This window comes from Variovorax sp. OV700, from assembly GCF_900099805.1.
In the GTDB taxonomy this organism is placed as follows: Bacteria; Pseudomonadota; Gammaproteobacteria; order Burkholderiales; family Burkholderiaceae_C; genus Variovorax.
Genome location: NZ_FNDR01000002.1, coordinates 424265 through 437984, shown reverse-complemented (window position 1 = coordinate 437984; position 13720 = coordinate 424265). Strand labels below are relative to the sequence as shown.

Annotated in this window: 15 protein-coding genes and 1 riboswitch; of the genes, 6 read left to right on the top strand and 9 right to left on the bottom strand. The window is 61.7% G+C overall.

The window, feature by feature from the left end; genetic code table 11:
- Nucleotides 1-11 precede the first annotated feature (11 nt).
- The 5 genes from BLR24_RS05715 to BLR24_RS05695 form a co-directional block, all read right to left on the bottom strand.
- Nucleotides 12-452, bottom strand: a complete 441-nt coding sequence (locus BLR24_RS05715; RefSeq protein ID WP_093013950.1) for a MaoC family dehydratase — start codon at nucleotides 450-452, stop codon at nucleotides 12-14.
- Entirely contained in the window at nucleotides 445-2097 is a 1653-nt protein-coding gene (locus BLR24_RS05710; RefSeq protein ID WP_093013947.1) for an AMP-binding protein, read from the bottom strand. The genes BLR24_RS05715 and BLR24_RS05710 overlap by 8 nt, the downstream gene beginning before the upstream one ends.
- On the bottom strand, nucleotides 2094-2834 hold the full coding sequence (locus BLR24_RS05705; protein WP_093013944.1) for a nitroreductase: 741 nt from the start codon (nucleotides 2832-2834) through the stop codon (nucleotides 2094-2096). The genes BLR24_RS05710 and BLR24_RS05705 overlap by 4 nt, the downstream gene beginning before the upstream one ends.
- A 102-nt stretch (nucleotides 2835-2936) precedes the next feature.
- Nucleotides 2937-3956 carry an AraC family transcriptional regulator gene (locus BLR24_RS05700; protein ID WP_093013941.1) on the bottom strand — a complete coding sequence of 340 codons (1020 nt, stop codon included), beginning with the start codon at nucleotides 3954-3956 and terminating at the stop codon, nucleotides 2937-2939.
- A 97-nt stretch (nucleotides 3957-4053) separates the two neighbouring features.
- Nucleotides 4054-4437, bottom strand: coding sequence for a nuclear transport factor 2 family protein (locus tag BLR24_RS05695; protein WP_093013938.1), 384 nt, complete (start codon nucleotides 4435-4437; stop codon nucleotides 4054-4056).
- Nucleotides 4438-4812: 375 nt separating this feature from the next.
- Between BLR24_RS05695 and BLR24_RS05690 the strand changes: the two genes are divergently transcribed.
- Together BLR24_RS05690 and BLR24_RS05685 are read left to right on the top strand one after the other, a co-directional pair.
- The gene (locus BLR24_RS05690) at nucleotides 4813-5244 is read left to right on the top strand and encodes a VOC family protein (protein ID WP_093013935.1); all 432 of its coding nucleotides are present in this window, start codon (nucleotides 4813-4815) and stop codon (nucleotides 5242-5244) included.
- 9 nt (nucleotides 5245-5253) lie between these two features.
- The gene (locus tag BLR24_RS05685; RefSeq protein ID WP_093013932.1) at nucleotides 5254-6165 is read left to right on the top strand and encodes an amino acid ABC transporter substrate-binding protein; all 912 of its coding nucleotides are present in this window, start codon (nucleotides 5254-5256) and stop codon (nucleotides 6163-6165) included.
- 131 nt (nucleotides 6166-6296) lie between these two features.
- Here the strand turns inward: BLR24_RS05685 and BLR24_RS05680 are convergent, their stop codons facing one another.
- The gene (locus BLR24_RS05680; RefSeq protein ID WP_093013929.1) at nucleotides 6297-7235 is read right to left on the bottom strand and encodes a LysR family transcriptional regulator; all 939 of its coding nucleotides are present in this window, start codon (nucleotides 7233-7235) and stop codon (nucleotides 6297-6299) included.
- A gap of 48 nt (nucleotides 7236-7283) precedes the next feature.
- On the opposite strand from BLR24_RS05680, the gene BLR24_RS30300 reads away from it, so the two are divergent.
- Nucleotides 7284-7541 carry a hypothetical protein gene (locus BLR24_RS30300; RefSeq protein WP_139188723.1) on the top strand — a complete coding sequence of 86 codons (258 nt, stop codon included), beginning with the start codon at nucleotides 7284-7286 and terminating at the stop codon, nucleotides 7539-7541.
- A 325-nt stretch (nucleotides 7542-7866) separates the two neighbouring features.
- A complete protein-coding gene (locus BLR24_RS05675) occupies nucleotides 7867-8238 on the top strand; it encodes a nuclear transport factor 2 family protein (RefSeq protein ID WP_093013926.1) in 372 nt (123 codons plus the stop codon).
- 405 nt (nucleotides 8239-8643) lie between these two features.
- On the opposite strand, the gene BLR24_RS05670 is transcribed toward BLR24_RS05675, so the two are convergent.
- The 3 genes from BLR24_RS05670 to BLR24_RS05660 all read right to left on the bottom strand — a co-directional run bounded on the left by BLR24_RS05670 (nucleotide 8644) and on the right by BLR24_RS05660 (nucleotide 11530).
- Nucleotides 8644-9501 (bottom strand): tetrahydrofolate dehydrogenase/cyclohydrolase catalytic domain-containing protein, encoded by an 858-nt coding sequence (locus BLR24_RS05670; RefSeq protein WP_093013923.1) that lies wholly within the window; start codon nucleotides 9499-9501, stop codon nucleotides 8644-8646.
- A 115-nt stretch (nucleotides 9502-9616) separates the two neighbouring features.
- Nucleotides 9617-9697, bottom strand: a riboswitch (ZMP/ZTP riboswitch).
- 150 nt (nucleotides 9698-9847) lie between these two features.
- A complete protein-coding gene (locus BLR24_RS05665) occupies nucleotides 9848-10348 on the bottom strand; it encodes a DMP19 family protein (RefSeq protein WP_139188722.1) in 501 nt (166 codons plus the stop codon).
- Nucleotides 10349-11530: a citrate/2-methylcitrate synthase gene (locus BLR24_RS05660; RefSeq protein ID WP_093013917.1), complete on the bottom strand. Its 1182-nt coding sequence runs from the start codon at nucleotides 11528-11530 to the stop codon at nucleotides 10349-10351.
- A 147-nt stretch (nucleotides 11531-11677) separates the two neighbouring features.
- Here BLR24_RS05660 and BLR24_RS05655 point away from each other — a divergent pair, with 147 nt between their 5' ends.
- Nucleotides 11678-12631: a 2-hydroxyacid dehydrogenase gene (locus BLR24_RS05655; RefSeq protein ID WP_093013914.1), complete on the top strand. Its 954-nt coding sequence runs from the start codon at nucleotides 11678-11680 to the stop codon at nucleotides 12629-12631.
- Between the two features lie 100 nt (nucleotides 12632-12731).
- Nucleotides 12732-13709 carry a Bug family tripartite tricarboxylate transporter substrate binding protein gene (locus tag BLR24_RS05650; protein ID WP_093013911.1) on the top strand — a complete coding sequence of 326 codons (978 nt, stop codon included), beginning with the start codon at nucleotides 12732-12734 and terminating at the stop codon, nucleotides 13707-13709.
- Nucleotides 13710-13720 lie beyond the last annotated feature (11 nt).

Here is a 13720-nt window from a genome sequence, read left to right as displayed (position 1 = left end):
GAAAGCGGTCATCAGTCAGGCGTGAAAAGGACCGTGCCGTGAGCGAGAACACTGGTCCGGTCGTCTGCGCCCTTCATTGAGCCTTGCAATTCGAGGACGCAGCCGCCCCTCGAGCGGGCTGCAATCGAAGTCACGTGCCATTCGATGGAAACCGTCTCGCTTGCCAGCACAGGACGCAGCAAATCCACCGAGAAGTTGATCCCCAGCACAGTTCCCTTCTGGGCGAAGTGACTGGCCGTCAATCCCATCAACAAAGACGCGGTGTGAGTCCCGCTGGCAATCAAACCACCGAAACGCGTGCCTCGTGCGAACTCCACATCATGGTGCAGAGGGTTCTCGTCGCCTGCTGCCAGTGCGAATGCCCGGACTTGCTCTTCGTCGAAGGTATGGAATCGCGAGAAACAATAGCCCGGTCCGATGGGTGCAACGGCAGCGATTTCGAACTCACCCATGGCTCGCGAGCCTGGTGATGGCTTCCTGGCTTCCGGCCTGCTGGCGCAAGCGGAACTTCTGGATCTTGCCCGTGGCCGTCTTCGGCAAGCTGCTGAATATCACCCGGCGCGGACACTTGAAGTGGGCCAGCCGTTCACGGCAAAACAAGATGATCTCTTGCTCGGAAGGCGCCGAAACGCCTGCCTTGAGTTCGATGAACACGCACGGCACCTCCCCCCATGTCTCGTCGGGCTGGGCGACCACCGCGGCATGCAAGACCGCCGGGTGTCCATGGACGACATCCTCGACCTCCACGGAAGAGATGTTCTCGCCGCCGGAAATGATCACGTCCTTCGAACGATCGGTGATCTGCGCATACCCGTTGCCATGAAGAACCGCGACGTCGCCGGTTCGAAACCAGCCGTTGGCGAGCGCCCTGCGCGTCGCGGCCTCGTTCTTGAAGTAGCCCATCATCACGGTGTTCCCGCGCAGCATGAGCTCCCCTGCGGTTTTGCCGTCGTGAGGGACAGGCGCCAGCGTGTCCGCATCGCCAACCATGAGGCCTTCGAACATGGCGGCTCTTACGCCCTGGCGCACCCGCAACGCGCCTTGCTCGGCCGGCGCAAGATCGTCCCAGCCGTCTTGCCACACGCAACCCACCGGCGTGCCGGAAACCTCCGTGATGCCAAACACGTGCTCCACGTCGAAGCCCATGGCCAGAACAGCGTTCAGCACCGCAAGCGGAGGCGGAGATCCCGCGGTCAGTACACGTACGGCACGAGGCAGCTGGATGTTTTGCGCCGAATCCGCGAGCATGGCCATCACGACCGGCGCTGCACAGAGATGGTCGATCTGGTGCCTGTCGATGGCCTCCAGCACCGCTTCGGCGGAAACCCGGCGCAGGCAGACATGGGTGCCCGCCGCCGCTGTCACTGCCCAGGTGAAGCACCATCCGTTCGCGTGGAACATGGGCAGCGTCCACAGGTACTTGGGCGCCCGGGGCATCGCCCAGTTCGTGATCTGCAGCAGGCTCATGAGGTAGGTGCCGCGGTGGCTGGCGACGACACCCTTGGGATCTCCGGTCGTACCGGAGGTGTAGTTCAGGGCGATGGGTTGCCACTCGTCGCTCGGCCACCGGCCGGGGAAGTCCGGGTCTCCCCCCGCCAGCAGGGATTCATAGTCGACCTCGCCGATGGCATCGCCTGGTGGTGCGAGGTGATCGTTGATATCGATGACCAGAGGGGGCTTGTCGAGAAGCTTCAAGGCAGCGGCCACCGTTCCGGAGAACTCGCGGTCGACCATCAGCAACTTGCATTCGCCGTGGCGCAGGATGAACGCGATCCCTTCAGGATCCAGGCGGTGGTTGATCGCGTTGAGCACGGCGCCTGCCAGGGGTACGCCGAAGTGCGCCTCCAGCATGGCGGGCGTGTTGGGCGACAGCACTGCAACGGTGTCCCCTGGCTGGATGCCCCTGCTCACCAGCGCCGACGCAAGGCGATGGCAGCGTTCTCGGGTCTGCTCCCACGTTCGCGATAGATCTCCGTGCACCACAGCCAGGCGTTTCGGATGCGCCAGGGCGGCGCGATCGAGAAAGCCGAGGGGCGTCAGCGGCACATGATTGGCCTCGCAGCGATCGAGGCCTTTTCCATAGGATTCCGCGCTCATGCTTTTGTCTCCTTTGCATCGTTGTGGAACGTCGTGAATGTGGAAACCGGCTCACGCTCCGTGGCGAGCGAGTTTTCAATCGCGGACTCGTCGACGTAGCCCAGGCTCATGCCGCAGACAAGCATCTGGCCGGCGGGAATTTGCAGGAACTCGGCGATCTGGCGGTGAAACTTCAGAAAGGCTGCTTGAGGGCAGGTGTGAAGGTTCCGGCCTCGCGCGGCGACCATCACGCTCTGCAAGAACATGCCGTAGTCCAGCAGGCTTCCTTCCTGGAGCTCGCGGTCTACCGTAAAGAACAGGCCCACGGGCGCATCGAAGAACCGGTAGTTGCGCCCGTGCTGCAGGTGCATGCGCTGCTTGTCGCCCTTGGCGATGCCAAGCAGCCCATAGAGATCCCAACCCACCTTGCGGCGCCGCTCCAGGTAGGGAGAGAACCATTCGCGCGGGTAGTAGTCGTAGGGCTCGAGCAGTTCCCCCGATTTTCCGGAGTCGTCATCGAGCGCTGCAACCGCAGCGGAGAGGCCGGCCTTCACCGGCCCGGTCAGGACATGCACATGCCAAGGTTGCATGTTCATGCCGGAAGCGCTGTAGCGTGCGGTCGAGAGAATCGCTTCGATCTCTTCTCGTGGCACTGGCTCGGGCAAATACGCCCTCACGCTGCGTCGGGTGGCAATTGCCCAATCGACCGCTCTTTGCAGCATTTCTGCACCGAGCGGCGGCGCCATCATTCGATTCATTCCTGGGTCCCTTGCCTCAAACAAACTCGCGGCGCCGCGGGTGCGGCGGCGAGAGGAGATTAGTTCTGCAAGGGCTCGGCGCCCATGCCCGGACGCCTCGATTCAAGCGGGGCTTTTGGGCATGGAGCGATAGGCGCCCGGGCTGACGCCCGTCCATTTCTTGAAGGCACGATGGAAAGCGCTTGTTTCCTGGAATCCGGTTCGGGCGGCAACCTCGGCCACCGTCAACGACGCGCTCGACAACAGATCGATGGCGATGTCCCGCCGCAGATCGTCTTTCACCCGCTGGTAGCTCATGCCCTCCTGTTGCAAGCGGCGCTGGAGCGTGGTGCCGGAAACGCAGAGCTCTTGCGCCAGCTTCTCCAGCTCCGGCCATGTATCGGGCATCTGGCCGCGCAATCGGCCGCGTACCTGCGCACCGGTACTCGCGTCGTTGCGGTACTTGACCAACAAGTTGGCAGGTGCTGCCCGCAGAAAGGTGTCGACTGTCTCTGGAGATTCCGCGATCTTCAAATCCAGCAGCTCGCTGGCGAAGGTGATGTGCGTGGTCTTGCCGTTGAATGTGACGTTCTCGCAGAACCGTGTGCGGTAGTGGCTGTCGTCGCCGGGAGGCGGGCAACGGAACTGCATCTCGCGCAAGGGAATGCGCCTGTGCACGAGCCAGCATGCCAATCCGTGAACCAGGATGAACCAGGTGCCATAGCCAAACAGCCGGCGCAGCACGCCACCGTCATGCAGGATCAGGCGGGCCTCATCCGCCGAGCGGGCGAGTTCCCCGTGAAAGTCGTCCAGTGTGGCGTGGAGGAACCTGAGGATCCGGCGCAGCGCGTGCTCCAGGTTTTCGGCGCTGACCGCCGCGCGTGTCATGAGCGCATAGCTACCACGGCGAAGTCCGTGGCTGTCCAGGCCGAAGAACTCGTCGTCCATCAAATCGGCCAAAGCCACCCACATGCGTGAGTACGCAGCCGCTGAGATGCGGGCACGCGGCGCGTTCAGCAGCTCGCGGTCGAGCTTTGCACTTTCAAGCACGCTGCTGATGTCCATGTTCCTGAGCGCCGCGGCGTGAATCGCCTCGTGCACCAACTCAATGGAAACTGTTCCCTTCAAGCCTGCTGACTTCATACGAACTCGCCAAAGAATCGTTGATTGGGACGAGCCCTTTATACGCGCGTATTGCGTCGCACCGGGTCGTCGTCCCCGCCGCGATCGCCCGTGAAGCTCAGGGAGCGACGTGCGTGTGATAGATCTTGCTAACCACAATCCACTTGCCATCGACCTTCAACAGATTGAAGAAGTCGGTGAAGCAGAAACCGGAGACGTCGTTGGTGTCGATGCGAGCGCTGGCGGCGGTGCCGACGATGTCGATCCTGACGATCGCCCCTTGAGCTTCGGGCGACGGGCGAAAGGCGCTGTCGATGCCGTCGAACAGATTCTGGATCGCGCCACCTGTCAGCTTGCCGTCCGCGTCGACGCCAAAGATGGTCGCCTGATCGCTGAAGGCGGGCTTCATGATGCTGCTCTTGGCCTGCTTGCAGCCATCGTTGTACTTGTTCAGCACTTCGACGATGGCCTTGTACTCCAGGACGTAGGTAGGTTTGTTCATGGTTTCACTTCCGATTGAGGTTGGGGAATTCAAGGATCGCAAGCACTGCCGCAACCGGCTCGGGCGCAGGTCATTTCTGTAGCGCGCTCTTCGACTGAAGCCCGGGGGTGTTTGGGACACGTTCGAATCTAGAGCAGAAGCTCCACTGCTTGCTCGATATTTAGTCGCGGTCAGCACCGGTAAAAATCTTGCTCGCTCCCCCGCATGACTCGAATTCCGGCTGCAATCGAAGAAATCTGTGAGCCGCCTCGTTGTACTTTTCAAATCCTTATCGATCGATTTTTATGTTGCTCAGCAATGAAATAAATCACTTTCAATCATTGAAAGCCGAACCTAAAGTTGCGCCTACTGCAACTCTCCCGATGGGAAACTTTCATGTCCACCGCAACTACTCGCATCCCTTTTCATCTAGCGTTTCCCGTCCGAGATATTGCTGAAGCTCGTGCGTTCTACGGCGAACTGCTCGGGTGCCCGGAAGGTCGCAGCGCGCCGGAATGGGTCGACTTCGATTTCTACGGTCATCAAATCGTGGCGCACCTGGCACCGGATGAATGCGGTCATCGCCAGAGCAGCGCCGTCGACGGCCACGACGTGCCGGTGCGTCATTTCGGCGCGATCGTTCCAATGGACCAGTGGCAGCTCATGGCCGACAAGCTGGTGGCGCGCGGGACCAAGTTCGTTATCGAACCGTACATCCGCTTCAAGGGAGAGCCCGGCGAGCAGGCAACGATGTTCTTCCTTGACCCCTCCGGCAATGCCATCGAGATGAAGTCCTTCGCCGACCTGAGTTCGCTGTTCGCACGCTGAAAGACCGCCATGATCAAGAGCAATGCAAGGTCCGTGGCACTTGCTGCCATGCTGGCCGTTGTCTGTGTGTCCGCCTCGGCCCAGGCCGAAACATTGGGCAAGATCAAGGAGTCGGGCGCCATCACGATGGGCGTGCGCGATGCCTCGGGCGCCATGTCATTCACGCTGGGGCCCGGAAAATACACAGGCTTTCATGTGGAGATCTGCGAGCGAGTCATCGCCGACATCAAGAAGGCGGCGCAGCTCGACAAGATCGAGGTGAAATACCAACTCGTGACGCCGCAAAATCGAATCCCCCTCGTCCAGAACGGCACGGTGGACATCGAGTGTGGAACGACGACCAACAACGCCGCGCGGCAGAAGGATGTCGCATTCGCGCCCACGTTGTATGTCGAGGGCATCCGGATCGCTGTCAAGGCCAGCTCGGGCATCGCCTCCTCCGCACAGTTGGCTGGCAAGACGGTCGCGGCCACCACCGGCAGTACGTCCGTGCAAGCGCTGCGAAAGCTCGGACGCGACGGCGTGACTGGCGTCTCCGAGGTGCTGTCCAAGGACAACAGCGAAGGCTTCCTGCTTCTTGAGGGCGGCCGCGCTGAGGGATTTGTCGCCGACGGCCAGATACTGGCAACGCTGATCTCCAAGAGCAAGGAGCCCGAGAAGTACAAACTCCTGGATCAAGTCCTCAGTGTTGAACCCATTGCCATCATGTTCCGCAAGAGTGATCCGGCATTCAAGAAGGTCGTCGACGACAGCATTCTGGCGCTCGCCAAGAGCGGCGAAGTCTCTCGCATCTACGACAAGTGGTTCATGCAGCCAATCCCTCCAAGTGGCTCGAAGGTGGGGCTGCCGGCCAACGCGATGACCAAGGCCGCTTGGGCCGCTCCATCGGACAAGCCGCTGGAGGCTTACGAGGCGCGCTGATGCGCTTGATTGCATCGAAAAGAAGTGCAGCTTGCTCCATGTCTTTGCGCAGAGCGCGTATCCACCCCGCAGCCTTCTGCGATGAACGATCCGGTGCGAGCTTGGCCGGGTAACGCGCTTCAGAGTCCTCGCTACGACGTGCGCGGCCGGCCCAACTTGCCCGCGCGGTGACGCTTCGGCACGAGCAAATTGCTCGGCTGCTCATCGGCTGCTTCACGCAGATGCTGGGCAAAATGCGCCACGATCGGTGGACTGGCCCGTGGCTTGCGTTGAAGCAGGCCAATCTCCCGGTAGAACGTGAACTCCCCGAGGGAAACGACACGCACTCCCGAAGGCAGGGGAAGGTGCGCCTCAACCAGCGGAACAAGCGCAACCCCCAGCCCCTTGGAAGCAAGGTGGATCAATCCCGGGATCTCATCGATCTCGATCGCATCATTGACCGAGATGCCTTCGCGGCGAAGAAATCCCTCGACCATCCGCCCGCCGAACGAGGCTCTGTCATAACGAAGGAACGGCTGCTCCTGGATCAGTGTGCGCCAGTCTCTCGTCTGGGGTGCAGCCTTGGGTACGACAAGCACATAAGGCTCGTGTATCAGCGCTTGCCAGGTCAGATCGGGAGGCATGCCAAACGGGGGGCGGATGATCACCGCCGCATCGATCTTGCCGGCGTCTAGCTCATCCATCAGGCGCATCGACACGCCTGGCGACACATGGACGCGTACCAAGGGAAAGGCTTTGCGAAGCTTCTCGAGCGCACGTGCCAGCAACGTCGGCTGCGCCGAGGCAATCGAACCTATCCGCAGCAATCCTCTGGTGGCATCGTCCTCGGGTAGCTCTCCGAGCTTCGCGAACAGCGCACAGATCTCTTCTACGCGCGGCAGGGTCGTCTGACCCGCGACGTTCAAGGTGGCAGAGCGCCCCGTTCGATCGAACAGTTCGAATCCCAGGGCCTCTTCGAGCCGCTTGATCTGGCTGCTCACGGCGGACTGGGTGAGACCAATGCGGTCTCCAGCAGCGGCAAAGGTGCCGTGCTTGCACACCGCGATGAAGGTCTTGAGTTCACTGATCACCGGCTGAGCATCTCAAATATCGATGGCCGGGTCAATCACACATCGAGCATGTCGTTCAAAACCAAAGGTCGTTCCAGTGTTTTTGGCGCTACGGCAATCAATGATTTCAGAGCTTTTCATTCATCGAATTTATTGATGTTGAGTACGTATTTATATTGCTTTTCTTTGACATTCAGCATTCATAAACTTCGCGGTATCGGCAAGGAAGAGGCCGAGAACACCACGAAGGCATGCGAGCGCGAGTTTCCTTCGATCTTCTTGATGTGCATCGGGGCGGCGCAACATGGAATTGCAAGTCACATGTGAGCCGAGCACCGTTTCGAACCACCGAAACAGGCGCCAGAGCATGAAGAGAATCTTGATCGCCAATCGAGGCGAAATCGCCTGAGTGAGCACGGGGGATTTCCTCACACAGGGGTGGAGCGCGTAGGCACAGTTGAACTGCGGTCAAATTGACTGTGATGCATGTTTCCGAGCTGGCCGTAGAGCGGGTCGAGATGATGCTTGGCGCATTCGACTGCAGATGAAGGGTGCACGTGATTCTCGCTCGCTTGCGGTATGGTCCGCGGTCAACCCATTATTAGAACGAGTCGGCCGCACGGAACATCAGGCGGCGCTTGAAGGAACGCTGATGCCCAGCTCGAATCTCGAAGAAATCTTGAATGAACTCCGCGCACGGGAGCCCATCTTTCATCGCCGGGAATTCGGGACCGTTCGTGAAGATCTTCTTCGAATGACGGCTGACGATTTTTGGGAGATTGGCGCGAGTGGCAAGATATACGAGCGTGAGTTCGTTATCTCCGAACTTCTGGAGCGCTACAAGTCGCCAGAGCACGGCGACTTAACGTGCAGGGATTTCTCGATCCGTCAAATTGCCGAGGATCTCTATCAACTCAATTACGTCTTGCAGCAGCCCGAGCGCTTGACGCGCCGAACGACCCTTTGGCGCAAAACGAGCGCGGGCTGGACGATCGTATTCCACCAAGGGACCGTCATAGCCTGACACGGCTTTTTCTTCGTCGCTGTTCAGGCTGTGCTTCGAGCCCATTTCCTTCCCGAAGCGCGGCAGCGCGAGAGATACATCCCGAGCACGCCGAGGCGAAACGTCAGGGCCGCAATCGCTTCTTTTCGGAGTACCGCGTGCAGGTCTGCGATGTGCTTCGAGACACGGCGGACCGAAAATCCGCGGCTGCTGCGAACGGCGGCGGATAGTTGGCCACACAGCAACTCGGTACGGAAGAAACCGAACGCTTCGCAGCCTCGCGCCACGCTGCGTATGCCTACCGATGGAGCAAATGCATGGCGCGCTGGCTGTTTCAATTTTGGAGCATTGAATGCCGCCGCGCCGAGGATCGTGACCGCATTGTTCCGCGCTACTGACACAGACCAGTCACACCTCCAGTTGTCGCTACAAGGTTGTGCGCTCTGCTGCTTCGAGCGTCTGCGAGATAAGGGTCGAGATTGTCATCGGCCCGACGCCGCCTGGCACCGGAGTGAGCGCCGTACATCGCGCGGCAAGGCCATCAGTCTGTATGTCGCCAACGCCACCATCGTGATACCCGGCGTCAATGACGATGGCTCCGTCCTGGATCCAGTCGCTCCGGATAAAGTGGGGTCTGCCCACTGCTCCAACGATCACCTCCGCACGCCGGATCTCATCCGCAAGATTTGAGGTCTTCGAGTGGCAGATGGTCACAGTCGCGTTGGCGTTCAACATCATCATGGCCAGCGGCATGCCGAGTATCGGGCTGCGACCAACGACCACTGCATGTCTCCCGGCGACGCTGATGCCGTAGTGCGCAAGCAATCGCATGATGCCTGCTGGAGTCGCCGAGCCGAATGCAGGTCTACCCAGTGCCATCAAGCCGAAGCCGTGACTGGTTACACCATCCACGTCCTTGTGAAGCGAGATGCGATCAAAGCACTGCCGCTCATCCACCTGCGCAGGGACTGGATGTTGAAGCAAGATGCCATGCACGAGTTCATCCGCGTTCAACACGTCGATCTCATGAAGCACCTCAGACGTTGTTGCACTCGCGCCAAGCTTCACGACGCGTGAATCCATTCCGATACGCCGGCACGCGTTTCCCTTCATCTTCACGTAGGTTGCAGATGAGGGGTCTTCGCCAACCAGGATCGTTGCGAGAATCGGTGTGCGAGAGCCGTTTCTGGCCTTCAATGCCGATACTCGAAGTTGCAGCTCGTCTACGTTCGCGGCGGCGACAGACTTCCCGTCAAGGAGCGTACATTCTCTTTGCACGGTCATCGCGCACCTCCGATATCAATCGGCGAGAACTGACGTGAATGCGGTGGATTGAGATACTTGCGCTGGCGCAGTAGAGGCTTGCGGACACTCATCGTCGGAACTCCCAGGAAGACGATAGATATGCCCAGGCGATCGGCGTGACAATGTCCGCGCTCCCCGATGGTGCTCCATCTTTTCGCCAGTTGCGCGGCGACCCGATTTTATCGCACAGTCGCTAAAGAATCAGCCGAGGCAAGCCAATTCATGAGCTCAGCTATGGGATACGGATTCCGAGGGGCAACGCCAGAGAGCGCCGACAAGAGATGCGACTCGCAAGAACTCTTTCAATCAAGCGGCGAAGAGGGCTCTAGCCCTCGACATAGAAGTAGCGGTCTGCGTTCTCACAAAGATGCCTGACCAAATGGGGAATGCGCTCCCAGTCGTCCTTGTAGGGATTGTCCACCGCGTTGTACTCCGCCTCGATTCGATCGTGGTCGAGCGGCGTCTTGGCGTACTGCTCGAGCATGCGACGAAGCGCTACGGCTTCTTCTGACATGCCGACTTCGGCATAGCTCGCGGCCGCGACGTGGACCAGCGCCTGGCCCGAGTTGTGCACACCCGTCGTGAATCCTTCGCCCGCCCGGCTCTGCTCCCACATGAAAATCGAGTACACGATCCTGTAGCCAGGTGGGAGTTGATCGAGCAGATGGTCGGGGTCGCGAACGTCCAGTTCCGTCGCCAACTGATACATCCCTTCCTCCGGGATTCCCTCGCTGTCCGACTGCCAGAAGGGAGAAACTTCTGAGTGAGCTGAACTGGAGGCCTCTTCGACCATCCCCAGAACGAGCGCTGGAATGATGCGGGTCATCTATGCCTTTCTTGTTTCGCCGTAGGCGTTTTGGTCATGCGATTCTGGCATCGGCCCCACATAGCGCCCGCGCGGGCGGATGACTTGCGCCACGCCCAGTTGCTCCAGGCTGTGCGCCAACAGCCCGACGCTGCGCGCGGTTGCGAACAGGCCAAAGGCCGCGTCGGCAGGAAGCCGGTGGTGAGCGACCAGGGCGGCCAGGGCGACGTCGATGTTCGGCTGCAAACCGGTCAGCTTCGTCACCTTGCCGATGAAGCGCGAAATTACCTTGGGCGGCTCGAACAAGGCCAGCAATGCGGCCGCACGCGGATCGCCGTCGGGGTAGAGGTGATGGCCGAATCCGGCCGGCGACAAGCCGTTCGACAGGTAGTGGGCCAGCACCTGGTCCTCACCCAGTCGTTCCACCTCGCTGAACAGCGCCCGGACGCGGCCTGAGGCATCGCCATGCAAGGGGCCGGAAAGAGTGGTCAATCCGGCCAGCAGGCATGCCGGCAAGGAAGCACCGGTCGAAGCGGCAATGCGCGCGACAAAGGCTGAACTGGTCAGCTCGTGATCGGCCAGCAGCACCAAGGCCGTTCGCAGCAACTCGGCCACCTTGGCAGGTTGCTTCCACCCTTTCGCGAGGCGCAGATGCAGCGGTTCGGCGCCCGGCCAGGCGCCGAACGCGTTGGCCAACTGGCCCACCAGATTCTGCCCCTCGGCATGCAGCACGCGGGTCAGGCGTCCTCCGGTGGAATGCCCCGCGGCCGCCAGACTGGCCAACGCGGCGAAAGCCGCGTCTCGCCCAGGCTTTCCGGAGCGCGTTGACTTCAAGGACGAAAAATCGACGGCACGCTCTGCGCCCCACAACAGTTGAGCCGCGTCTTCCAGCGTGGCCGTGCGGGCCATGCTCACGGCGTCCCGCCCCTTGTAGTACGGCCGCCCGCGAGAGAACGCACAAAGCGCCGTCGGAATACTGGGCTCCGACCCGAACAGCGTGTTCGCGGCCAGCGTCTCGTGCTTGCGGCCGGCCTGTTTGCGCTTGGCCAACACGGCCACGTCCTCGGCGCGGTACAGCCTGCGTCGCGTATCGGCCGGATCCGGCGCGACTTCCAGCTTGCCGCGGCTCACATACGCATAGAGCGTTTGAGGCTGCACACCCAGAAGCTTGCACGCCTCGCTCATTGAAATCCAGGAAGCCATGGCCGCGCCGATAGAAGAGTCAATTTACATTGATTATATAGATCAATATTGACCGCTATGTCAATCCATTACTAGCATGCGTCCGAGGTCGTGGAGAGCCCCTCTCGCAAAGCTGGGCCGCCCGGCTACCGTGAACGAACAGTGAATATGAAACCCCAAGTCCTTCAACTCAATCCGATCCTGATCCCTGCGATCAACGAGAAGCTCGCTTCGCTCTACGTCGTGCACAAGCACTTCGAGCTGCCCGATCCGGCGGCCTGGCTGCGTGAACACGGCGCGTCGATCGATGCCGTGATCACCGGCGGGCACACCGGCATTTCGCGGGCGATGCTGGAGCAATTGCCCAGCCTGAAAGTGGTGGCCGTCAATGGCGTCGGCACCGATGCCGTGGATCTGGCGTACTGCCGGGAGCGCGGCCTGCCCGTTACCGCAACGCTGGGTGCGCTGACGGAAGACGTGGCCGACCTGGCCATCGGCTTGCTGATCGCGGCTTGCCGAAACCTGTGTGCCGGCGACCGCTTTGTGCGAGACGGCCAGTGGGAACTCCATCCCCAGCCCAGCGCCCTTCCGCTCGCCCGGCGGTTCAGCGGCATGCGCATCGGCATCGTCGGCATGGGCCGCGTGGGCCGCGCCGTCGCAGTGCGAGCGGCCGCCTTCGGTTGCCTCGTCCGCTACACCGACCTGCGCGCCATGGACGACGTCGCACACCGCTTCATACCGAGCCTGTTGGCCCTGGCCCGCGAGTCGGACGCATTGGTGCTGTGCGCAGCCGCGGACCAGGCCGAAGGAATCATCGACGCGGCCGTGCTCGACGCGCTGGGGCCGCGCGGCTTCCTGGTCAACGTCGCCCGCGGCCGGCTCGTCAACGAAGCCGACCTGACAGAAGCACTGGCCGCCGGCCGCATTGCGGGTGCGGGCCTGGACGTGTTCGTCGACGAACCGCGCGTGCCGATGGCGCTGCGCCAATCCGACAGCGTGACCCTGCAGGCCCACCGCGCCAGCGCCACCTGGGAGACCCGCACCGCCATGGGCGAGATGGTGCTCGCAAGCATTGCCCAGGCCCTGGCGGGCGAGCGTCCCGCCATGAGCCTGACCACTTGAGCCCCTGCTTTCCCGGCGCTGGCCGCGCTGCGAGACGGACACCGGCCGCCGCGACAAGCCGGCCTTTCAAACGACAGATCCACCCGAAGAGGAGACATCCATGCAGCTCACATCCCTGATCAAGGCTCTTGCAATCTCGGCGTCGCTGGCGGCGGTGCCGACCGCGGCGTCGGCCCAGGCGGCTTACCCGAGCCGAGCCATCAAGATCATCGTGCCCGCCCCGCCGGGCGGTGCGATCGACACCATTGCCCGCGTCGTCGGCGACAAGCTCGCCATGTCGATGGGCCAACCGGTGATCGTCGACAACCGGCCCGGCGCATCCAACAACCTCGGCACGGACGTGCTCGCCAAGTCGGTGCCTGACGGGTACACGATCGGCATCGTGGGCGGCAGCCACAACACCAACAAGTTCCTGTTCAAGAACCTCGGCTGGGATCCGGAAAAAAGCTTCGAGCCCATCGTCTACACCCACGAGGTTCCGCTGGTGTTCGCCATCTATCCGCAGCTTCCCGCCAAGACGCTGCCCGAGTTCGTGGCCTGGATGAAGGCCCATCCGGAGGAGGCCAAGGTTGCCACCTCCGGCCGCGGCAGCGCGCAGGAAATGGCGGCCGAGATGTTCCGCATGGCAAGCGGCGCGCAGATGCTGCTGGTCCCCTACAAGGGCTCATCCGCCGCGCACCCCGATCTGCTGGCCGGACGCACCGCGCTCTTCATCGACACCATCAGCGCCATCCTGCCGCAGGTGAAGGCCGGCAATGCGCGGGCCGTGGCGGTGTCGACGCGCAAGCGGACGAAGTCCCTGCCGGACGTGCCGACCGCGGACGAACAGGGACTCAAGGGCTACGACGCCAATACGAACGGCGGGTTCCTGGCGCCGGCCGGCACGCCCAAGGCGATCATCGCCAAGCTGAACGCCGAGATCAACGCGGCGCTGAAGCTTCCCGATGTGCGGACCAAGCTGGAAGCGGCCGGCATCGAGATACAGGGCGGAACGCCGCAGGAGTACGCCGCGGTGATCAAGTCCGACCTCGCCAAGTGGGGCAAGGTGGTCAAGGAGGCGGGGATCCAGGCGGAGTGAAGTCGGCCCGG